This window comes from Rhodococcus sp. AQ5-07 (genome assembly GCF_009707305.1).
Taxonomy (GTDB): Bacteria; Actinomycetota; Actinomycetes; order Mycobacteriales; family Mycobacteriaceae; genus Rhodococcus_F; species Rhodococcus_F erythropolis.
Map to the genome: position 1 here is coordinate 1,514,371 of NZ_CP046099.1, position 21,310 is coordinate 1,535,680.

General features: G+C 64.0%; 22 protein-coding genes. 21 read left to right on the top strand and 1 reads right to left on the bottom strand.

The features are described 5' to 3' along the window. Positions 1-36 precede the first annotated feature (36 nt). From GJB56_RS07210 to aroQ, 6 genes are all read left to right on the top strand, one after another. On the top strand, positions 37-675 hold the full coding sequence (locus GJB56_RS07210; RefSeq protein ID WP_019748364.1) for a prepilin peptidase: 639 nt from the start codon (positions 37-39) through the stop codon (positions 673-675). A 225-nt stretch (positions 676-900) separates the two neighbouring features. Continuing rightward, on the top strand, positions 901-1,599 hold the full coding sequence (locus GJB56_RS07215) for a S1 family peptidase (RefSeq protein ID WP_020907692.1): 699 nt from the start codon (positions 901-903) through the stop codon (positions 1,597-1,599). Positions 1,600-1,710: 111 nt separating this feature from the next. Next, on the top strand, positions 1,711-2,898 hold the full coding sequence (aroC, locus tag GJB56_RS07220; RefSeq protein ID WP_003944974.1) for a chorismate synthase: 1,188 nt from the start codon (positions 1,711-1,713) through the stop codon (positions 2,896-2,898). 13 nt (positions 2,899-2,911) lie between these two features. After that, entirely contained in the window at positions 2,912-3,421 is a 510-nt protein-coding gene (locus GJB56_RS07225; protein ID WP_020907693.1) for a shikimate kinase, read from the top strand. A gap of 25 nt (positions 3,422-3,446) precedes the next feature. Beyond that, a complete protein-coding gene (gene aroB / locus GJB56_RS07230) occupies positions 3,447-4,556 on the top strand; it encodes a 3-dehydroquinate synthase (protein WP_020907694.1) in 1,110 nt (369 codons plus the stop codon). Continuing rightward, the gene (gene aroQ / locus GJB56_RS07235; protein WP_020907695.1) at positions 4,553-4,981 is read left to right on the top strand and encodes a type II 3-dehydroquinate dehydratase; all 429 of its coding nucleotides are present in this window, start codon (positions 4,553-4,555) and stop codon (positions 4,979-4,981) included. The genes aroB and aroQ overlap by 4 nt, the downstream gene beginning before the upstream one ends. Positions 4,982-5,068: 87 nt before the next feature. Here the strand turns inward: aroQ and GJB56_RS07240 are convergent, their stop codons facing one another. Beyond that, positions 5,069-5,677: a B-4DMT family transporter gene (locus GJB56_RS07240; RefSeq protein WP_019748369.1), complete on the bottom strand. Its 609-nt coding sequence runs from the start codon at positions 5,675-5,677 to the stop codon at positions 5,069-5,071. Between the two features lie 111 nt (positions 5,678-5,788). Between GJB56_RS07240 and GJB56_RS07245 the strand changes: the two genes are divergently transcribed. From GJB56_RS07245 to coaBC, 15 genes are all read left to right on the top strand, one after another. Further along, positions 5,789-6,883, top strand: coding sequence for a M24 family metallopeptidase (locus tag GJB56_RS07245; protein WP_069146550.1), 1,095 nt, complete (start codon positions 5,789-5,791; stop codon positions 6,881-6,883). A 34-nt stretch (positions 6,884-6,917) separates the two neighbouring features. Beyond that, positions 6,918-7,481 (top strand): elongation factor P, encoded by a 564-nt coding sequence (gene efp, locus GJB56_RS07250; RefSeq protein ID WP_003944958.1) that lies wholly within the window; start codon positions 6,918-6,920, stop codon positions 7,479-7,481. Continuing rightward, entirely contained in the window at positions 7,482-7,979 is a 498-nt protein-coding gene (gene nusB / locus GJB56_RS07255; protein ID WP_007728014.1) for a transcription antitermination factor NusB, read from the top strand. Between the two features lie 173 nt (positions 7,980-8,152). Further along, complete coding sequence (gene pyrR, locus GJB56_RS07260) at positions 8,153-8,794, top strand: bifunctional pyr operon transcriptional regulator/uracil phosphoribosyltransferase PyrR (RefSeq protein ID WP_020907698.1); 642 nt, start codon at positions 8,153-8,155, stop codon at positions 8,792-8,794. Beyond that, on the top strand, positions 8,791-9,735 hold the full coding sequence (locus GJB56_RS07265; protein ID WP_003944883.1) for an aspartate carbamoyltransferase catalytic subunit: 945 nt from the start codon (positions 8,791-8,793) through the stop codon (positions 9,733-9,735). Before pyrR ends, GJB56_RS07265 begins: the two co-directional genes overlap by 4 nt. Further along, positions 9,732-11,069, top strand: coding sequence for a dihydroorotase (locus GJB56_RS07270; RefSeq protein ID WP_113683610.1), 1,338 nt, complete (start codon positions 9,732-9,734; stop codon positions 11,067-11,069). Before GJB56_RS07265 ends, GJB56_RS07270 begins: the two co-directional genes overlap by 4 nt. A 6-nt stretch (positions 11,070-11,075) precedes the next feature. Continuing rightward, a complete protein-coding gene (locus GJB56_RS07275; protein ID WP_113683611.1) occupies positions 11,076-11,642 on the top strand; it encodes a PH-like domain-containing protein in 567 nt (188 codons plus the stop codon). Continuing rightward, positions 11,639-12,814, top strand: coding sequence for a glutamine-hydrolyzing carbamoyl-phosphate synthase small subunit (gene carA, locus GJB56_RS07280; protein ID WP_003944927.1), 1,176 nt, complete (start codon positions 11,639-11,641; stop codon positions 12,812-12,814). The genes GJB56_RS07275 and carA overlap by 4 nt, the downstream gene beginning before the upstream one ends. Beyond that, complete coding sequence (gene carB / locus GJB56_RS07285; RefSeq protein ID WP_113683612.1) at positions 12,814-16,170, top strand: carbamoyl-phosphate synthase large subunit; 3,357 nt, start codon at positions 12,814-12,816, stop codon at positions 16,168-16,170. The genes carA and carB overlap by 1 nt, the downstream gene beginning before the upstream one ends. Further along, entirely contained in the window at positions 16,167-16,988 is an 822-nt protein-coding gene (gene pyrF / locus GJB56_RS07290) for an orotidine-5'-phosphate decarboxylase (RefSeq protein WP_020907702.1), read from the top strand. The genes carB and pyrF overlap by 4 nt, the downstream gene beginning before the upstream one ends. A 57-nt stretch (positions 16,989-17,045) precedes the next feature. Continuing rightward, positions 17,046-18,245 carry a glycosyltransferase 87 family protein gene (locus GJB56_RS07295; protein ID WP_020907703.1) on the top strand — a complete coding sequence of 400 codons (1,200 nt, stop codon included), beginning with the start codon at positions 17,046-17,048 and terminating at the stop codon, positions 18,243-18,245. 369 nt (positions 18,246-18,614) lie between these two features. After that, positions 18,615-18,935, top strand: a complete 321-nt coding sequence (gene mihF, locus GJB56_RS07300; RefSeq protein WP_003944825.1) for an integration host factor, actinobacterial type — start codon at positions 18,615-18,617, stop codon at positions 18,933-18,935. Between the two features lie 36 nt (positions 18,936-18,971). Further along, a complete protein-coding gene (gene gmk / locus GJB56_RS07305) occupies positions 18,972-19,571 on the top strand; it encodes a guanylate kinase (protein WP_029255329.1) in 600 nt (199 codons plus the stop codon). A 98-nt stretch (positions 19,572-19,669) separates the two neighbouring features. Next, a complete protein-coding gene (gene rpoZ, locus GJB56_RS07310; protein WP_003944996.1) occupies positions 19,670-19,969 on the top strand; it encodes a DNA-directed RNA polymerase subunit omega in 300 nt (99 codons plus the stop codon). Next, complete coding sequence (gene coaBC / locus GJB56_RS07315; RefSeq protein WP_113683613.1) at positions 19,966-21,264, top strand: bifunctional phosphopantothenoylcysteine decarboxylase/phosphopantothenate--cysteine ligase CoaBC; 1,299 nt, start codon at positions 19,966-19,968, stop codon at positions 21,262-21,264. The genes rpoZ and coaBC overlap by 4 nt, the downstream gene beginning before the upstream one ends. The last annotated feature ends 46 nt before the right edge of the window (positions 21,265-21,310 follow it).

The following is a 21,310-nucleotide window of genomic DNA, read 5'->3' on the forward strand; positions in this document are numbered from 1 at the left end:
TGCCGCTGGTGAACGCCAGACACCAAGCTCGAAACCATGTGGACGTTGGTGGTCTTGGCAGGCGCTGGGGTAGTCGCTGGTGCCGGTGCTCGGGCGATCGTCGACAGTTGGTTGCGACGACACGGTTATCGACCAGTCGTGGCTCTCTGTTGTGTGCCCCAGTGCGGTGTCGCCACAGGTTGGGTTGCCGTCGGCGCACTGAATACCTCGGTGGTGCAACTGATCTCAGGTCTTGCCGTGGTGTGGTGGTGCGTCGCAATCTCGACTGTCGACCTGGCCGTGCGCCGGCTGCCCAACAGTTTCACGCTGCCGGGTTACGTCGTCGTGATGGTCTACGCGGCGGCGTCGGGAACGGTGTGGGTTGCTGCAGTGGGATCGGCACTGCTCGCCGGAATCCACCTCCTGGCGCACGTGATGTCGCCTGGTTCCATGGGTCTCGGCGATGTGAAGCTCTCTCTTCCGTTGGGCGCTCTGACCGGATTGGTGGGCGCTGACGCCTGGCTGTGGTCGTTGGTGTCTGCATCGGTGCTCACCGCAACCCTGGGTGTCGTGATCGAACTGCGAAAACTGGGCCGGCGACAGTCGGAGCCGGTAGCCCACAATTCGCCCATCGCGCACGGTCCCTCGATGTGCCTGGCAGCCTGCGGTTCGACGGCGTTTGCCTGGTTGACGTGACGAGTGCAACATCCGCGGAAAACCTTGCGTTATTGACTGTTCAACGACGGACCGTGATCTGCAGGAAAGACGTAACCGTCGGTTTCATAAAGGCGGGTATCGCAGGCGCGCAGTCCCAGTATGCGGCGAGTCGGACTTGCCGAATGTCCACTCCCTGACGTTGACTGAGGCTTCGGAAATGGGACAAAACGAATCTCGTTTCGCACTCGATTATCGGGGGAACCTATGCGCACAAGGCTTTTCGTCGCTGCGGCAGCCTGTTTGGCGGCTGTGGCTGCAGGGGCGGGCGTCGCCGGCGCCGCGCCTGCACCTTCGTCGGTGGCACTGGGCGGGGGCTCAGGAATCCTGCTGCCGGACGTGGATCATTCCGATCCGGAGCAAGTTGCGGCGTGCACGTTGACCGCGGTCGGATACGACAACGCCGGCTCGCTCGTGGCACTCACCGCCGGACACTGCGGAGTTGTCGGGGACCGGGTGTTCGCCGAATACCTGCCCGAAGCCGGCCCCATCGGTCGGTTCTCCTACTCGAGTCCGGTCTCGGATATCGCGGTGATCGATCTCGACGACGCGAAGGTAGCCCCGCTACGTACCGTCGGCGGCACGACGATCAACGGAATCGGCGCTCCGCCGGCACCGGGCACGATCGTGTGCAAGGAAGGCCGTTCGACCGGCAACACGTGCGGTATCACCTGGGGCTACGACTCCGTCTACGGTGAAATTGTCGAGCACACGTGCTCGATTCCCGGAGACTCCGGTGGACCACTCGTCGTCGGCGATCGCCTGGTGGGCTTGATCAGCAACGGCTTCGAACCGTACTGCTTCGAGCCGCTCCCGCCGCCGTTCCATGCTCCCGACAACTCGGCAGACATCAACATCGGTTTGGCTGACATCAATGCCAACGGTGGAGGATTCCGCCTGTTCTAGGCCCGCAGGAACCTCTGAGATGGCCCACACGCATCGTGCGTGTGGGCCATCTGCGTTCACCCGGAGGGCCACTGTGACAACTGAGGTCTGCGACGTGGAAAGATGGTCGGCGTGCTGCGTTGGATAACTGCCGGAGAATCCCATGGTCCCGCCCTCGTCGCGATGCTCGAGGGCATGGTCGCGGGGGTCGAAGTGACCTCTGAGGCCATCTCGTCCGAACTTGCCCGTCGTCGACTCGGTTACGGCCGTGGCGCGCGGATGAAGTTCGAGGCCGACAAGGTCACCATCATCGGTGGTGTCCGCCACGGATTTACGCTCGGTGGCCCCGTGGCCATCGAAATCGGCAACACCGAGTGGCCCAAGTGGGAAACCATCATGTCCGCCGACCCGGTCGACCCGGACCTGCTCGCCGATCAGGCTCGCAATGCCCCGCTGACGCGCCCGCGTCCCGGTCACGCCGATTACAGCGGCATGCTCAAGTACGGCTTCAACGACGCGCGTCCCGTCCTCGAGCGCGCCAGCGCTCGCGAGACCGCAGCCCGTGTAGCCGCCGGAACAGTCGCACGGTCGTTCCTGCGTCAGGTATTCGGTGCCGAGGTCGTTTCACACGTCATTTCCATCGGTGCTTCCGAGCCTTACGTCGGGCCCGTGCCGGAGGGCAAGGACCTGGACGCGATCGACGCGAGCCCGGTCCGCGCATTCGACAAGGCTGCAGAAGAGTCGATGATCGCCGAGATCGAATCGGCCAAGAAGGACGGCGACACCCTCGGCGGCGTCGTCGAGGTCGTCATCCACGGCCTGCCGGTCGGACTCGGCACTTTCGTCAGTGGCGCCGAGCGTCTCGATTCACGACTTGCCGCAGCTCTCATGGGAATTCAGGCCATCAAGGGTGTCGAGGTCGGTGACGGCTTCGAGACCGCGCGTCGTCGTGGCAGCGAGGCTCACGACGAAATCCGCCCGGGCCCGGACGGCATCGTGCGTTCCACGAACCGCGCAGGCGGTATCGAAGGTGGCATGACCAATGGTGAGGCCCTTCGAGTTCGCGCCGCGATGAAGCCGATCTCGACGGTTCCGCGCGCTCTGGCGACGGTCGACATGGAGAGCGGCGAGGAAGCGGTTGCCATCCACCAGCGCAGCGATGTGTGCGCGGTTCCGGCCGCCGGCGTCGTCGCCGAGTCGATGGTTGCGCTTGTCGTGGCTCAGGCCGCACTCGAAAAGTTCGGTGGTGATTCCATTGCTGAAACCACTGCCAACTACCGTCGTTACGCCGAGGGCATCGCAGCCCGACCGCCTCGATAGGACTCACGTATCGATGAAGCCGAAGGCTGTACTCATCGGTCCGCCCGGTGCCGGCAAATCGACCATCGGTCGACGTCTCGCGCAGGCACTCGAACTCGAATTGGTCGATACCGACGCCGAGATCGAACGGACCACGGGTAGAACGATCCCGGAGATCTTCACCCATGACGGAGAGCCTCGGTTTCGTGAGATCGAGGAATCGGTGGTTCGCGACGCGTTGCAGGCCACCGACGGAATCGTCTCGCTCGGCGGTGGTGCGATCCTGTCCGATCGCACGCGCGAACTGCTCCAGGGTCACACGGTCATCTACCTGGAGATCAGTGTCGCCGAAGGGCTTCGCCGCACGGGGGCGAACAATCATCGTCCGCTGCTGGCCGGCGGAGATCCCAAGGTCAAGTACCAGGAGCTGATGAGGCGTCGTCGTCCGCTGTACCGGCGTTCGGCCACGATTCGGATTCGGACCGACGGCCGAAGCCCGGCGCGTGTCGTCGGGCAATTGGTGTCGAAACTTCAAGACAAATGAACAACCGGAGCGGAGTAGTGGAGCAGTGACCGAACCCGTACGTGTAGAGGTGAAGACCGCAAGTCCCTACCCGGTCGTGATCGGCCGCGGCCTGCTCGGTGACCTTGTTGCCGAGTTCGACGGCGCGCGCACTGTCGCGATCTTCCATCAGCCGCCGCTGGCAGAGACCGCGGAGGCTGTACGGGCTGCGTTGGCAGAGAAGGGAATCGACGCTCACCGCATCGAAATCCCCGACGCCGAGGACGGTAAGGATCTTGCCGTCGCGGGCTTCTGCTGGGACGTGCTCGGCCGGATCGGCCTGACTCGCAGCGACGCGATCATGAGCTTGGGCGGGGGAGCGGCGACCGACCTCACCGGCTTCGTCGCGGCTACGTGGATGCGTGGTGTCAAGGTTGTTCACGTCCCCACCACTTTGCTCGCGATGGTCGACGCAGCAGTGGGCGGCAAGACCGGTATCAACACCGAAGCGGGCAAGAACCTCGTCGGTTCGTTCCACGAGCCGGGAGCGGTGTTCATCGATCTCGCGACGCTCGAGACTGTGCCGCACAACGAGATCGTTGCAGGCATGGCCGAGGTCATCAAGACCGGATTCATCGCCGACCCGGTGATCCTGGACCTCATCGAAGCCGATCCCAAGGCTGCTCTCGATCCGTCGGGAACTGTTCTGCCCGAGCTGATTCGGCGCTCCGTCGAGGTCAAGGCCAAGGTCGTGGCCGCGGATCTGCGCGAGTCGGATCTGCGCGAAATCCTCAACTACGGCCACACCCTCGGCCACGCGATCGAACGTCGTGAGCGCTACAAGTGGCGCCACGGTGCCGCTGTCTCCGTCGGCCTGGTCTTCGCTGCCGAACTCGGACGGCTCGCGGGCCGACTCGACGACGCCACCGCCGATCGTCACAAGTCGATCCTCGATCTCGTCGGGCTGCCGACGTCGTACGACGGTGATGCGTTCGGCGATCTGATGAAGGGAATGCAGACCGACAAGAAGAACCGTGCCGGGTTACTCCGTTTCGTGGTCCTCGACGGCCTCGCCAAGCCGGGCCGCCTCGAAGGGCCGGATCCGAGCCTGCTGGTCGCGGCGTACTCCGCGATCGCCCGTGATCCCAGGCCGGCCGGCGGAACGGTCCTGCTGTGAGGATCAACGTCGTCAACGGACCCAATCTGGGGCGTCTGGGTAAGCGTCAGCCCGAGGTCTACGGCGCGACCACACACGACGATCTGATCGAATTGTGCGTCGCGGCAGGTAAGGACCTCGGCGTCGAGGTGATCGTCCGTCAGAGCGATCACGAAGGCGATCTGCTCGGTTGGATCCACGACGCGGCGGACGCGGGGGAACCGGTGATCCTCAATGCCGGTGGCTTGACGCACACGTCGGTGGTCCTGCGAGATGCATGCGCCGAACTGACCGCAGGTCTCGTCGAGGTGCACATCTCGAACGTTCATGCGCGAGAAGAGTTTCGGCACCATTCCTACCTGAGTCCGATTGCGACCGGCGTGATCGTCGGACTCGGCGTCGCCGCGTATCCGCTGGCGATCAGGTTCCTCGCCGAGCGAGGCTGAACGAGGGAAGTCGAAAGGCCGACCACACGAATGCGGCCCCGAGGAAAATTTCCTCGGGGCCGCATTCGGTTGTGTGGACGGCGGGCGTTACTGCTCGCGCTTGCCCAGATCGATCGCTGGGAAGACCGCGGTATCGGCGTCGGATTCCTCGACGGACATGGCGGCTCCGCTGTATGCGTGCTGCTCGGTGGGGGAGTCGTAGCCCTCGCTGACGGGCACCGGTTCGTGGTGACGCTCGTGGGACGGGGTCTGCGGAGCGGTTCCGTTCTTGCGCTGCTCACGACTGACGAAGAAACGTCCGACGGTGATGGCGATCATGGCAGGGACGAAGATGAGAAGGATCGTGAACGCCGCACCGGAGGTCACCTCGAAGAACAAGCCCTGCTGAGTGAGTTCGAGGGAGGGGACCAGGCTGAGTGCCCAGCTGGCAGCGCCGGCGACGAATCCGCCGACCAAAGCAGCTTTGAGCCACAGCATGGTCAGATCGGCGCCGTCCTCGGGTTCGGGGAAGTTTCGGCGGTCGCGAATGCCGTCGATACCACCCCAGATCGCGGCGAAGACGATGACGATCAACAGGGACAGCCAGCGCAGGGTGGACCCCTGAAGTGGCCACTGTGCGATTGCTGCACCGAGCAACGCACGAAACACAACATGTATCAGGGCCATGCCGAGGCCACGTACCAACCACGCATTCATGGGTACAGCCTAACTAGAACCCATTGCACCTTGTGGCCTAACCCACACTTATTGCTGTAACCGTGAGTTTCGAGTTGATCGGCAGGTCTGCCAGGGCGGTAGGTTCGAGGGATGCCGGTCGACTTCAGAACACGCCGTGAATCCCTCAGACGCCTCCTCGCGGAGCGCGAACTCGACGCGATTCTCGTCACAGATCTCCTCAACATCAGGTACCTCACCGGTTTCACCGGTTCCAATGCGGCGCTCGTCGTCAGTGCGTCCGATTCGGCGTCCGACGAACGCGCGACGGTGATCTGCACCGACGGTCGTTACGTGACGCAGGTGGCGGAGCAGGTTCCGGACCTGCGCGCTGAAATCGCCCGTTCGAGTGCTGCGCACTTGATCGAGAAGTCGACGATGCCCGTTCTCGCGTTCGAGTCACACGTCGCGACGTTCGCCGAACATCGCGCATGGACCGAGGCAGCACCGAAGATCCGGTTCGAACCGGCGAGTGGACTCGTCGAACAGTTGCGCATGGTCAAGGACGAGCACGAGGTGGAGTTGTTGCGCGCCGCATGCACTTCAGCTGATGTCGCGTTGGCGCAGTTGATCGCTCGCGGCGGTCTGCGACCTGGCCGAACCGAACGAGAGGTCGGTCGTGAACTGGAAAACCTGATGCTCGACAACGGCGCAGACGGTATTTCCTTCGAGACGATCGTGGCGGCAGGCGCCAACTCGGCGATTCCGCATCACCGACCGACCGACGCGATCCTGGCGTCGGGTGACTTCGTGAAACTCGACTTCGGCGCACAGGTCGGTGGGTACCACTCGGACATGACCCGGACGTACGTGCTCGAGTCCGTTTCCGATTGGCAACGGGAGATTTACGAACTCGTCGCGCGGTCACAAGCTGCCGGTTGCGATGCCCTCGCTCCGGGTGTCGAATGTGCGGCCGTGGACGCCGCCGCCCGTTCGGTGATCGACGATGCAGGCTACGGCGAGTTGTTCCTGCACGGCCTCGGCCACGGTGTCGGCCTCGAAATCCACGAAGCACCGGGAATCGGCAAGCTCGGCACCGGTACACTTCTTTCCGGCGCGGCGGTGACCGTCGAGCCGGGCGTGTACTTCTCCGGGCGCGGAGGTGTACGGATCGAGGACACGCTCGTTGTTCGTGAGCAGGGGCCAGAGCTGCTCACACTGACCGCAAAAGACCTTACCGTCGTCTGAGACGGTTTCCCGACCCCTAGGAGACGCGAAGCAAGTGGCTTCCACCAGTGATTTCAAGAATGGTCTGGTTCTGCAGATCGAAGGCCAGCTGTGGACGATCATCGAGTTCCAGCATGTCAAGCCCGGCAAGGGCCCTGCCTTCGTGCGCACCAAGCTCAAGAACGTGCTCTCGGGCAAGGTAGTGGACAAGACGTTCAACGCCGGTGTGAAGGTCGAGACCGCCACGGTCGACCGTCGTGACATGACCTACCTGTACCACGACGGCAGCGACTACATCTTCATGGACGGCGACACCTACGACCAGGTGTCGATCAGTGAATCCACCGTCGGCGACCAGTCGCGTTTCCTGCTCGAGAACATGGCCGTCCAGGTCGCGACCCACGAAGACGTTCCCCTCTTCGTCGAGCTTCCGGTCACGGTCGAGCTCGTCGTCAAGCACACCGATCCGGGCCTGCAGGGCGACCGCTCCACCGGCGGCACCAAGCCTGCCACCCTCGAGACCGGTGCCGAGATCAACGTGCCGCTCTTCATCAACACCGGTGACAAGCTCAAGGTCGATTCCCGTGACGGCAACTACCTCGGGCGTGTGAATTCCTGAGTGTCCGGCACACATAAGAAACTCGGTGCACGCCACAAGGCGCGCAAGCGTGCCGTCGACTTCCTCTTCGAAGCCGAGGCACGTGACCTCGATCCGGTCGCGCTCGCATCGGAGCGTTCCGATCTGTCCGTCAAGGACGACGCGGTAGCACCCGTCGCGGCCTACACCGTCACGTTGGTGTCCGGCGTTGCGGAGAATCTGGACCGGATCGATCAGGTCATCTCCTCGCATCTGCAGGATTGGACGCTCGAGCGTCTGCCCGCCGTCGACCGTGCGATTCTGCGTATCGCCGTGTGGGAGCTCTTCCATGCGACGGACGTTCCGCCGGTTGTCGCCGTGGACGAGGCCGTCGAACTCGCGAAGCAGCTCTCGACGGACGACTCTCCGGGATTCGTCAACGGAATCCTCGGTCAGGTCGTTCTCGTTGCGCCGCAGGTTCGATCGGCTGCAGCTGCGACCTCGCAGCGCGCGCAGGAATCGGATTCGGGTACCGAGTAGCAAGTTCTGTTCCACCACCGCCGTGCGAGTGTCACCGTGCGCGTTGTGTGTCTGCACACAACCGGTCTCAGTCGCTGCTCGCACGGCGGGATCAGGTCTGTCGGCTGATAGGGTGGGGACCGTCAGACATCCTTTAACGATCCGTCCAGTGAGGCGGAGAAGGAGGTCGCTGTATGAGCGTGCCCGAAGGGTCTCGCCCATCCGATCTTGCAGGTCCAGGCAGCGCCAAGGCATCCGCTGGTGCCGAGGCAAGTAGTGAGACCCGTGAATTGTTGTCCGCCCAGGATGTGGGCCGGACCATCGCGCGGATCGCTCACGAGATCATCGAGAAAACCGCACTCGACGGACCCGAGGGAACAGCCCCTCGTGTGGTCCTGATCGGCATCCCGACGCGCGGAACCACCCTCGCCACGCGACTGCGCGCCAAGATCGAAGAATTCTCCGGTGTGCGTCTTCCCATCGGATCTCTCGACATCACGCTCTACCGTGATGATCTCCGCACCAAGCCGCATCGCCCGCTCGAGCGCACGTCCGTCCCCGAAGGTGGCGTCGACAATGCTCTGGTCGTCCTGGTGGACGATGTCCTCTTCTCCGGTCGCACCGTGCGCTCCGCCCTCGATGCGTTGCGCGATCTCGGTCGCCCCCGGGCCGTCCAACTCGCAGTGCTGGTCGATCGCGGTCATCGCGAACTGCCGCTGCGCGCCGACTACGTCGGCAAGAACGTCCCGACCGCGAGGTCAGAAGACGTCAAGGTTCTCCTCCAGGAACACGACGGCAGGGAAGCGGTAGTCATCTCCGGAGGTAAGAGCGCGTGAAGCACCTTCTTTCCATCGCGGACCTCGATCGTGAGTCCGCGGTAGAACTTCTCGACGAGGCAGAACGCTTCGAGCAGGCGCTGCTGGGCCGCGAAGTACGCAAACTCCCGACGCTGCGCGGACGCACTGTCATGACGGTGTTCTTCGAGAACTCGACGCGCACCCGGGTGTCCTTCGAGGTGGCCGGCAAGTGGATGAGCGCGGACGTCATCAACGTCAGCGCATCGAGTTCCTCGGTGTCCAAGGGCGAATCCCTGCGCGATACCGCGATGACCCTGCGCGCGGCCGGTGCCGACGCCCTCATCGTGCGGCATCCGGCTTCGGGTGCCGCCCATCAGATCGCCAAGTGGACCGGAGCGGCCGACGACGGTGGCCCGGCAGTCATCAACGCAGGTGACGGCACGCATGAGCATCCAACTCAGGCGCTTCTCGACGCTTTGACCCTTCGCCAGCGCCTCGGCGACATCGAGGGCAAGCGGATCGCGATCGTCGGCGACATTCTGCACAGCCGTGTGGCCCGGTCCAACGCGCTGCTGCTCTCGATGCTCGGCGCGGAGGTCGTCTTGGTGGCGCCTCCGACACTGTTGCCGGTCGGCGCGCACACGTGGCCGGTCACGGTCTCGCATTCGCTCGACGCCGAACTGCCCGGACTCGACGCGGTGCTGATGCTGCGGGTTCAGGCCGAACGCATGAACGGCGGCTTCTTCCCTTCGCAGCGCGAGTACTCGATCAACTACGGCCTGTCCGAGAAGCGACTGGCGATGCTGGCCGACCACGCGGTGGTCTTGCACCCCGGTCCGATGCTGCGCGGCATGGAGATCGCATCCGCCGTCGCCGATTCCTCGAAAACTGCTGTACTGCAACAGGTTACCAACGGCGTACACATGCGCATGGCTGTCTTGTTCCGACTGCTGGTCGGGTCGGAGGACGGTGCGCTGTGACCAGAAACGAGAACGGAGAATCACCCGTGAGTGTCCTGCTCCGCGGAGTCCTGATCTACGGAGAAGGTGAGCCCACCGACGTACTCGTCGGCGACGGCACGATCCTCGAGATCGGCGTGGACCTCGATCCGGCCACGGCATCCGAGGTGATCGATGCCGGCGGGCAGATCCTGCTTCCCGGCTTCGTGGACCTGCACACCCATCTACGTGAGCCTGGTCGCGAAGACACCGAGACCATCGAAACCGGAAGCTCCGCGGCCGCTCTGGGTGGATACACCGCGGTCTTCGCGATGGCGAACACGAGCCCCGTCGCCGATTCGGTGGTCATCACCGATCACGTCTGGCGACGCGGACAGGAAGTCGGCCTCGTCGACGTCCACCCCGTCGGCGCAGTCACCGCAGGCCTGGAGGGCAAGCAGCTCGCCGAGATGGCGACCATGGCCGCAGGCGTCGGCAAGGTCAAGATGTTCTCCGACGACGGTCACTGCGTCTACGACCCACTGATCATGCGTCGCGCGCTCGAATACTCCAGCTCGTTGGGCGTCCTGATCGCGCAGCACGCGGAAGAACCGCGTTTGACGGTCGGTGCGGTCGCCCACGAGGGTCCCACGGCCGCGCGTCTCGGACTGGCCGGTTGGCCGCGAGCAGCCGAAGAATCGATCGTGGCCCGTGACGCACTGCTCGCGCGTGACGCCGGCGCCCGCGTTCACATCTGCCACGCATCCACCGCCGGAACCGTCGAACTCGTGAAGTGGGCTCGCAGCCAAGGGATTTCGATCACCGCCGAGGTCACCCCGCATCACCTGCTCCTCGATGATTCACGTCTCGAGACGTACGACGCCATCAACAAGGTCAACCCGCCGTTGCGTGAGGCCAGCGATGTTGCTGCCCTGCGCAAGGGTCTGGCCGAGGGCATCATCGACTGCGTCGCGACTGACCATGCACCGCACGCCGAGCAGGACAAGTGCTGCGAATTCGCGGCCGCCCGCCCCGGAATGCTCGGCCTCGAGACCGCGCTCTCGATCATCGTGCAGACGATGGTCCAGCCCGGCCTGTTGGACTGGCGCGGTGTTGCCCGGGTCATGAGCGAGCGCCCAGCGGCGATCGTCGGACTCGAAGATCAAGGCCGTCCCATCGAGGTGGGGGAGCCGGCCAACCTGACATTGGTCGATCCGTCGGCCGAGTGGACGGTCCACGGCCCCGACCTGGCGAGTGTCGCGCATAACACTCCGTACGAGTCGATGACATTGCCCGCACGGGTCACGACCACACTGTTACGTGGCCGCATCACCGCACACGACGGGAATGTGCGGCTGCGGAGTAGCGAGGAGTAGCGCGTCATGGACAGAGCACTGTGGATCATCGGTCTGGCGATCTTCTGGGTCGCGATGATCGGCCTGATGTACGTCGGCTGGCGTGGACGCGCTCGACGGCAGAAAGACAAGATCGGCGAACTGCCGACGGTACCGGCAACCCTGGGTGAACTGCTCGTCCTGCCGACCACCGGCCTGTACGTCGGTAGCACCATCGCACCCAGTTGGCAGGACCGCATCGCCGTCGGCGACCTCGGTTTCCGCGCCACCTGCGAGATCAGCCGCTACAGCGGCGGAATTCTGGTCGAGCGTGACGGTGCGTCGGCAATCTGGATTCCGGAGAAGTCGATCCGCGCAATCCGCACGGAGAACGGTCTTGCCGGCAAGGTCATGAGCAAGGACGGCGTCCTGGTGATGCGCTGGGAATTGCCGAGCGGAACCGAGATCGACACGGGCGTGCGCGGTGACGACAAGACGGTTTATCCGGACTGGGTCAAGCCGGTAACTGCTTCGAACAAGACTGCCTCGAACAAGACGAATGACAACGAAGACGCAAGCTCTGGCGACATCGAGCAGAACGGAAAGAACGCATGAGCGGCTTTGGCAACAGCCCCGCAGTACTGGTCCTCGAAGACGGACGGGTGTTCCGCGGAACCACCTTCGGTGCGGTTGGACAGACCCTGGGCGAAGCGGTGTTCAGCACCGGCATGACCGGCTACCAGGAAACGCTCACCGATCCCAGCTACCACCGCCAGATCGTGGTCTCCACCGCGCCGCAGATCGGCAACACCGGCTGGAACGACGAAGACGACGAGTCGGTCGGACCGACCGGCGAGAGTGCCGGCGCCAAGATCTGGGTTGCCGGGTACGTCGTTCGTGACCCCTCGCGCGTCACCTCGAGCTGGCGTGCAACCGGTTCGCTGCAGGCCAAGCTCGAAGAGCAGGGCATCGTCGGAATCGCCGGGATCGACACTCGTGCCCTGGTTCGCCACCTGCGTACTCGCGGTTCGATGAAGGCAGGCGTCTTCTCCGGTGAAGCCATCGCCGCCGATGACGAACTGGTCCGACGGGTTCAGGATCAGCCGACCATGCTCGGCGCCGATCTTGCCGGTGAAGTCAGCACCACCAGCGGCTACGTCGTCGAGCCGAAGGGCGGGGAGGCGCTGTACACGGTTGCCGCGATCGATCTCGGTATCAAGACAAACACCCCGCGCATGTTCGCCGAGCGCGGTATCCGCGTCCACGTCTTGCCGTCCAATGCGAGTCTCGAACAGATCCTCGACCTCAAGGCCGACGGAGTGTTCCTCTCCAACGGTCCCGGTGACCCGGCCACCGCCGACGGCGCAGTGCACCTGACGAAAGAGGTCATCGGACAGGGCTTGCCGCTGTTCGGTATCTGCTTCGGCAACCAGATCCTGGGCCGCGCCCTGGGCCTGAGCACGTACAAGATGAAGTTCGGCCACCGCGGCATCAACATCCCGGTGATCGAGCATCAGACCGGTCGCATCGCGATCACCGCGCAGAACCACGGCTTCGCGCTCGAAGGCGAAGCCGGCCAGGAATTCGACACCCCGTTCGGTCGCGCGGTGGTCAGCCACACCTGCGCCAACGACGGAGCCGTCGAAGGTGTTCGCCTGCTCGACGATTCGGCCTTCTCGGTGCAGTACCACCCGGAGGCGGCAGCCGGCCCGCACGACGCTGCGTACCTCTTCGACCGCTTCACCAGCCTGCTCTCCGCACGGAAAGAAACCGGAGTCAAGAACTAATGCCACGCCGTACAGATCTCAAGCACATCCTGGTAATCGGCTCCGGTCCGATCGTCATCGGTCAGGCCTGCGAGTTCGACTACTCGGGCACCCAGGCTTGCCGCGTCCTCCAGGAGGAGGGCCTACGCGTCAGCCTGGTCAACTCCAACCCGGCCACCATCATGACGGACCCCGAGTTCGCCGACGCCACGTACGTCGAGCCGATCACGGCCGAGTTCCTCGAGAAGGTCATCGCCAAGGAAGCGTTGCAGGGCAACAAGATCGACGCCGTCCTCGCGACGCTCGGCGGTCAGACCGCTCTCAACGCCGCAGTGGCGCTGCACGAGCAGGGCATCCTCGAGAAGTACGACGTCGAGCTGATCGGCGCCGACTTCGACGCCATCCAGCGCGGCGAGGATCGCCAGAAGTTCAAGGACATCGTCGCCAAGGTCGGTGGCGAATCCGCGAAGTCCGCAGTTTGCTACACGATGGACGAAGTACACGCCACGGTCGCCGAACTCGGTTACCCGGTTGTCGTGCGTCCGTCCTTCACCATGGGCGGCCTCGGTTCCGGCATGGCGTACGACGTCGACGATCTCAACCGCATCGCCGGTGGCGGTCTGGCCGCGTCGCCGACGGCGAACGTCCTGATCGAGGAATCCATCCTCGGCTGGAAGGAATACGAACTCGAGTTGATGCGCGACAGTCGCGACAACGTCGTGATCGTCTGCTCCATCGAGAACGTCGACCCGGTCGGTGTCCACACCGGAGACTCGGTCACCGTCGCTCCCGCGATGACGCTGACCGACCGCGAGTACCAGGCGATGCGCGACCTCTCCATCGATATTCTGCGTGAGGTGGGCGTCGACACCGGTGGCTGCAACATCCAGTTCGCGATGAACCCGAAGGACGGCCGCCTGGTTGTCATCGAGATGAACCCGCGCGTTTCCCGCTCGTCGGCGCTGGCGTCGAAGGCGACCGGTTACCCGATCGCCAAGATGGCCGCCAAGCTTGCCATCGGCTACACGCTCGACGAGATCGTCAACGACATCACCAAGGAAACCCCGGCTTGCTTCGAGCCGACACTCGACTACGTCGTCGTCAAGGCTCCGCGGTTCGCTTTCGAGAAGTTCCCCGGTGCCGACGGAACCTTGACCACCACGATGAAGTCGGTAGGCGAGGCCATGAGCATCGGCCGCAACTTCACCGAGGCTTTCGGCAAGGTCATGCGTTCACTCGAGACCAAGCGTGCGGGTTACTGGACCGGCGCCGACATCGAGACGGAGAGCCTGGACGCCCTGCTCGCCGATCTGAGCGTTCCGCAGGACGGCCGCATGTACGGCATCGAGAAGGCATTCGCCCTCGGCGCAACTGTCGAGCAGCTCTTCGACGCCACCAAGATCGATCCGTGGTTCCTCGACCAGTTCCAGCAGATTCACGAGCTCGGTGAAAAGCTTCGCGCTGCAGAGTCTTTCGACGAGGCTGCCCTGCGTCAGGCCAAGTACCACGGCATCTCGGACCGCCAGATCGCGGCTCTGCGCCCCGAACTCGGTGGTGACACGCACGCAGGTGAGGACGCCGTTCGCGCTCTGCGTGATCAGCTGGGCGTGCGCCCCGTCTACAAGACCGTCGACACCTGCGCCGCAGAGTTCGAGGCCAAGACGCCGTACCACTACTCGACCTACGAGCTTGATCCCGAGGCCGAGTCCGAAGTTGCTCCGCAGACCGAGCGACCCAAGGTTCTGATCCTCGGATCCGGCCCCAACCGCATCGGCCAGGGCATCGAGTTCGACTACTCGTGTGTCCACGCTGCCCAGACGCTGTCCGAGGCCGGGTACGAGACCGTCATGGTCAACTGCAACCCCGAGACCGTCTCCACGGACTACGACACCGCTGATCGCCTGTACTTCGAGCCGCTGACATTCGAGGACGTCTTCGAGGTCTACCGCGCGGAGGCGCAGTCGGGCACCGTTGCCGGCGTCATCGTCCAGCTCGGCGGCCAGACCCCGCTCGGATTGGCGAAGCGCCTCGAAGCTGCCGGCGTTCCCATCGTGGGAACCAGCCCCGCAGCCATCGACCTGGCGGAGGACCGCGGCGAATTCGGTCGCGTGCTCACCGAAGCCGGTCTGCCTGCACCGAAGTTCGGTACCGCCACCACGTTCGACGGCGCCCGCGAGATCGCAGCAGGCATCGGCTACCCGGTGCTGGTGCGTCCGTCGTACGTGCTCGGTGGGCGCGGCATGGAGATCGTCTACGACGAGGCTTCACTCGCCGACTACATCTCGCGTGCCACGGAGATCTCCGACGATCGTCCGGTCCTGGTCGACCGCTTCCTCGAAGACGCGGTCGAGATCGACGTCGACGCTCTGTGCGACGGCACCGAGGTGTATCTCGGCGGCGTCATGGAGCACATCGAGGAAGCCGGCATTCACTCCGGTGACTCGGCGTGCGCACTCCCGCCCATCACTCTGGGCCGTGCGGACCTCGAGAACGTCCGCCGCTCCACCGAGGCTCTCGCAAAGGGCATCGGCGTCAAGGGCCTGCTCAACGTCCAGTACGCCCTCAAGGACGACATCCTCTACGTGCTGGAAGCAAATCCCCGCGCCAGCCGTACGGTTCCGTTCGTCTCCAAGGCGACGGCCGTCCAGCTGGCCAAGGCATGCGCCCGCGTCATGCTCGGCGAATCCATCGCCGACCTGCGCGCAAGCGGCATCCTGCCGGCGACCGGCGACGGTGGAAACACCCCGGCCGGTGCACCGATCGCGGTCAAGGAAGCTGTGTTGCCGTTCAACCGCTTCCGCCGCGCCGACGGTACCGGCGTGGATACCTTGCTCAGCCCGGAAATGAAGTCCACCGGTGAAGTCATGGGTATCGACTTCGACTTCGGTACGGCTTTTGCCAAGTCGCAGACGGCCGCCTACGGGTCGTTGCCCACCACAGGCGCGGTGTTCGTCTCGGTCGCCAACAAGGACAAGCGTTCGCTGATCTTCCCGGTCAAGCGCCTGGCAGATCTCGGATTCACCATCCTTGCCACCGAAGGAACCGCAGATGTGTTGCGGCGCAACGGTATCGAGTGCAAGCAGGTGTACAAGCAGTCGGGTGAGAATGTTCCGGCCGGTGCCGAGACCATCGTCGACCAGATCCGCAGCGGTGAGGTCGCCATGGTCATCAACACCCCGTACGGCAACAACGGTCCGCGTGTCGACGGCTACGAGATCCGAAGCGCAGCAGTCGCGTCGAACATCCCGTGCATCACGACGGTCCAGGGCGCCTCGGCAGCCGTGCAGGGCATCGAAGCGGCCATCCGCGGCGACATCGGAGTTCACTCCCTGCAGGAACTGCACGCAGGTCTTCGTCAGCCGGCACAGCAGTCGTGAGTCACAGTTGGGGGCATCGTCTCCGGTCCGCGATCGCGGACCGGGGGCGGCTGTGCGTCGGTATCGACCCGCATCCCGCGCTTCTCGACGCGTGGGGACTGCCACGTACCGCCGAAGGTCTGGAGACTTTCGCCGAGATCTGCGTCGAGGCCTTCACCGGTGAGGTTGGACTCGTCAAACCTCAGGTTGCGTTCTTCGAGGCGTACGGCAGCGCCGGCTTCGCCGTGTTGGAGCGGACCATCTCGGTTCTTCGCGATGCTGGAACGCTTGTCGTCGCGGACGCCAAGCGCGGTGACATCGGTTCGACGATGGACGCGTACGCGCAAGCCTGGTTGGGTGATTCGCCGTTGGCCTCCGACTCGGTCACCGTTTCGCCGTACCTGGGATTCGGGGCGTTGGCTCCGACACTCGAACTGGCAAGGCAGAACGCACGCGGGATCTTCGTGCTGGCACGAACCTCCAATCCGGAAGGCGGCGTACTTCAACAGTCGTCGGCTGACGGTGTGAGCGTGGCTCAGTCGATCGTCAACGCTGCGGTCGACGCGAACTCCGACGGCCGTGACACCGTCGGACTGGTGGTCGGTGCAACTCGGGACCACGGTCTGGACCTGTCGCAGTTCAACGGCCCGATTCTCGCTCCGGGGCTCGGCGCGCAGGGTGCGACGGCAGCGGATCTCGCAGACATCTTCGCGGGATCGACCGAGCTCCTGCTGCCGAACACTTCCCGTGGGGTGCTCAAGCATGGTCCTTCGGTATCGGCACTTCGGGAGGCAGCAATGCGTGACCGAGACGAGATCGAAGCCGCATTGGCGCACTGATCCGTGAGTGACCTCGAGGCTCGTTCGAGCGGTGGAACCCGGTGGTACCGTCCGTCGGTGAATCGTTGGTGGCAGATCGGACTTCTCGTCGCGGCGTGCGCGCTGCTCGCCACCGGGTTCCAATCCGTCACCGGCGTACACGGCGACGATCTCGCCGTGTACCGGACGGCAGGTCAAGCCGTCCTCGACGGCTCGAACCTGTACGACGAGTCGTTCAACGCGAGACTGCCGTTCACTTATCCGCCCTTCGCTGCGCTCGTCGCCGTTCCGGTCGCCTTGGGTTCCTGGGGTGCGGTCCAGTGGGGATGGAGTTTCGTCAGCCTCCTGATGCTGGCCGCGATCATCGTGCTCAGCTATCGCGAGGTCCCGTTCACACGTAGGCGGCCCGTCGTCGTCTACGTGGGTTTCCTGGTCCTGTGGACGGCGGCATCGCCGATCTCCGATCACCTCGGGTACGGGCAGGTCGGGTTGTTCCTGACACTCCTGTGCCTGATCGACGTGCTGGCTCGACCACGGTGGATTCCCGAGGGTGTGCTGGTGGGGATCGCCGGGGCCGTCAAACTGGTGCCTCTCGTCTACATCGGTTACTACGTGATCACCGGGCGTTGGAAAGCAGTTGCGGGCGGCCTCGCCGGCTTCCTCGGCGCCACGGCACTCGGCTTTGCCGTTCTCCCGCGCCAGACGATCGACTACTTCGGTGACATCGCCTCACTCTCGGGGCGCGTCGCGGTCGGTGACCCGTCCGTGTTCGGTAACCAGTCCGTGCGTGGAATGGCCTTACGGCTACTCCCCGAGGGCCTGGTGGGTCCGGCATGGCTCGTCGCCTGTGCAGTGTTGGGTGTCCTCGGAATTGTCGCGACGCGGCGCGCTCAGCGCCTGCGAGGTGATCTTGCCGGTTTCACGGTGGTTGCTCTGCTGGCGGCAATCGTGACTCCCATTGCCTGGACCCACCACTTCGTGTGGTTGGTGCCGGCGGTGGGTGTGCTCCTCGTTCCGATCAAGTCGGGCGTGGGGGAGGACACCCGATCGGTACCCGCGTGGTCCTGGATCGCGATCGGTCTCACCGCTGCGGTCGTGCTGTTTCGGCTTCCTCGGGTCGGCGCGGACATGGATATCCCGGTCGTCGGCTTCGTCCTGGAGAATTCATTGCTCTGGGCGAGCCTCGCGGTAGTACTCGCTCTGGCCGCCCCCGGCGTGAGCCGCACCGAACCGGACACGGTCGATGCCGACGATCCGAAATCGTCGCTGCCGACCTGAAAACAGGCCGCGACACGCGCATGGGCGTCGAAAATGCTCGAAATTTTTGGATGTGTCGGCGACCACGTTCATTCCCGCAGGTAACGATTTCGCACACACGCATGGGGACGTCGCACCCGATGTATCGAAATGCTTTGTGTTACAGTCTATTTCGGTACTGCACGCACGTTCGTGTTGCGTCGAATCCGTCTCGATCCAGCCGAAAACGGCGACGATGTGTGACATCGATTCGACGCGCATAACCCACCGCGATCTGCATCGGACCGCGGGGGGTGGGTTAGCAATTCGCGCCAGGCGTGAGTACGGTCGCTATCGCTGCTGGTTATCAGCGGAATAGACAAAATTTGCACACGACGAGACGGAGGAACCGTGGCCCTTCCCCAGTTGACTGATGAGCAGCGCGCTGCTGCTTTGGAGAAGGCAGCTGCTGCCCGCAAGGCCAGGGCTGAGCTCAAGGAGCGCCTGAAGCGTGGCGGCACCGACCTCAAGCAGGTCCTCAAGGACGCCGAAGACAACGAAATCTTGGGCAAGATGAAGGTTTCGGCACTGCTCGAGGCGCTGCCCAAGGTGGGCAAGGTCAAGGCTCAGGAGATCATGACCGAGCTGGAGATTGCACCGACCCGTCGCCTTCGTGGCCTCGGTGATCGGCAGCGCAAGGCTCTGCTCACCAAGTTTGACTTCGAGGCCTGAGCCGACAAGTGATGATTGCTGACGCGGCAGTGTCTGATGATTGCTGACGCAACAGTGTCAGAGAGCAAGACCGCAGTGCGGAGGGGTCGGCTGGTTGTACTGGCCGGCCCTTCGGCTGTCGGTAAGTCCAGCGTCGTTCGCGAGCTGAGAACTCGGTTGCCTGAACTCGTTTTCAGCGTTTCGGCGACCACTCGCGATCCCCGTCCCGGTGAAGTGGACGGCAAGGACTACCGATTCACCTCCCGTGAAGAATTTCAACGGATGATCGACTCCGGTGAACTTCTCGAATGGGCGGAAATCCACGGCGGTCTACAGCGCTCCGGCACCCCGGCAGCGCCGATCGAAGAAGCGCTCGAAGCTGGAAAGCCCGTACTCGTCGAGGTCGATCTCGCCGGAGCACGAGCTGTCCGCCAGGCGATGCCCGAAGCTCTGTTGGTGTTCATGGCTCCACCGAGCTGGGACGTTCTGGTGCAACGGCTGACCGGACGGGGAACCGAAACGGAAGACGTCGTGGCACGCCGACTCGAGACGGCCCGAGTGGAATTGGCCGCGCAGGACGAGTTCGACACGGTCATCGTGAACGAGGATGTAAGCCGTGCTTGCGATGAGTTGGTATCCTTGTTGGTTGGGAACTGATTCCGCACCCTTCGGGAACCGATTTCCACCCCGTTTCTCAGATATCCGGATCGATAAAACTAGTTCTTCAATGAAGATCTAATTCAGGAGACACAAGAGTGAGCAGCACTTCAGCCGCGTCCGCAGCAGGTCAGGGCGCTCTGCCTGCCTACGACACCCCGCTCGGCATCACCAACCCGCCGATCGACGAGTTGCTCGAACGCACCTCTTCCAAGTACGCCCTGGTCATCTACTCGGCCAAGCGTGCGCGCCAGATCAACGACTACTACAACCAGCTCGGTGACGGCATCCTCGAATACGTCGGACCTCTGGTCGAGCCCGGTCTGCAGGAAAAGCCGCTGTCCATCGCGTTGCGTGAAATCCACGCTGATCTCCTCGAGCACACCGAAGGCGAGTGAGCACCACGTCTGCCGCACCCGAACCTCGTTCGGGTGTCGGGGGAGTGTCCGACGCGCCCACATCGATACGTAAGCGCATTGTCGTCGGTGTCGGTGGGGGTATCGCCGCGTACAAAGCGTGCTCGATCATCCGCAGCTTCACCGAGAGCGGTCATCACGTCCGCGTGATTCCGACCGAATCCGCTCTGGAGTTCGTCGGCCGCGCCACGTTCGAAGCACTCTCCGGCAACCCGGTTCACACCGGCGTCTTCAGCGACGTCCCGCAGGTTCCGCATGTCCGCCTCGGACAGGAAGCCGATCTCGTTGTCATCGCGCCGGCAACCGCTGATCTGATGGCGCGAGCTGTCATGGGCCGCGCGGACGACCTGTTGACAGCCACCTTGTTGACCGCACGCTGTCCGGTCGTCTTCGCCCCCGCAATGCACACCGAGATGTGGGAGCACCCCGCAACGGTGTCCAACGTGGCGACACTGCGCTCGCGCGGCGTCCACGTGATCGAACCTGCCTCCGGGCGTTTGACCGGAAAAGACACCGGAGCCGGTCGACTTCCCGAACCCGACGAGATCGTCGGGTTGGCATCGTTGCTCCTCGAGCGCTCGGACGCGTTGCCGCGCGACCTGGAAGGTCGCCGCATTCTGGTCACCGCCGGCGGTACTCGCGAGCCGCTCGATCCGGTGCGCTTTCTCGGTAATCGCAGCTCCGGCAAACAGGGCTACGCGCTCGCCCGTCTGGCCGCCCAACGCGGCGCTCACGTCACGCTGATCGCCGGTTACACGGCCGATCTTGCCGACCCCGCCGCTGTCGACGTCGTGCACATCAAGACGGCCGAAGATCTCCGGTTGGCAGTGGAGAAGCACGCACCGGGACACGACGGAGTCGTCATGGCTGCAGCTGTCGCGGACTTCCGCCCCACCACCGTCGAAGGCAGCAAGATCAAGAAGGGCGCAAACGAACCCGACTCGATCAGCCTCACCAGAAATGCCGACATCCTCGCCGGTCTCGTCGAAGCGCGTCGTGACGGCGATCTGGACGCTCGAACGGTGATCGTCGGATTCGCCGCAGAGACCGGTGACGCCCACGGTGACGTTCTCAGTTACGCCCGCTCCAAGCTTGCCCGCAAAGGTTGCGACCTCCTCGTGGTCAATGCGGTCGGCGAGGGCAAGGCGTTCGAGGTCGATCACAACGACGGTTGGCTGCTCGGTTCCGACGGCTCGGAGTCCGCGCTCGAGCACGGATCCAAGGCTTTGATGGCCAGTCGAGTACTCGACGCCCTGGTCAAGCTCTTCCCCGAGTAGCGACACGCGCCCGATGGTGAGAGTTACCCCACGATAATCGGGTGAG

Bases quoted from the DNA above. Each gene is read 5' to 3' on its own strand.
- GJB56_RS07210 (WP_019748364.1), top strand. From the start codon at position 37: ATGTGGACGTTGGTGGTCTTGGCAGGCGCTGGGGTAGTCGCTGGTGCC.
- GJB56_RS07215 (WP_020907692.1), top strand. From the start codon at position 901: ATGCGCACAAGGCTTTTCGTCGCTGCGGCAGCCTGTTTGGCGGCTGTG.
- GJB56_RS07225 (WP_020907693.1), top strand. From the start codon at position 2,912: ATGAAGCCGAAGGCTGTACTCATCGGTCCGCCCGGTGCCGGCAAATCG.
- GJB56_RS07240 (WP_019748369.1), bottom strand. From the start codon at position 5,677: ATGAATGCGTGGTTGGTACGTGGCCTCGGCATGGCCCTGATACATGTT.
- GJB56_RS07245 (WP_069146550.1), top strand. From the start codon at position 5,789: ATGCCGGTCGACTTCAGAACACGCCGTGAATCCCTCAGACGCCTCCTC.
- pyrR (WP_020907698.1), top strand. From the start codon at position 8,153: ATGAGCGTGCCCGAAGGGTCTCGCCCATCCGATCTTGCAGGTCCAGGC.
- GJB56_RS07275 (WP_113683611.1), top strand. From the start codon at position 11,076: ATGGACAGAGCACTGTGGATCATCGGTCTGGCGATCTTCTGGGTCGCG.
- carA (WP_003944927.1), top strand. From the start codon at position 11,639: ATGAGCGGCTTTGGCAACAGCCCCGCAGTACTGGTCCTCGAAGACGGA.
- carB (WP_113683612.1), top strand. From the start codon at position 12,814: ATGCCACGCCGTACAGATCTCAAGCACATCCTGGTAATCGGCTCCGGT.
- gmk (WP_029255329.1), top strand. From the start codon at position 18,972: ATGATTGCTGACGCAACAGTGTCAGAGAGCAAGACCGCAGTGCGGAGG.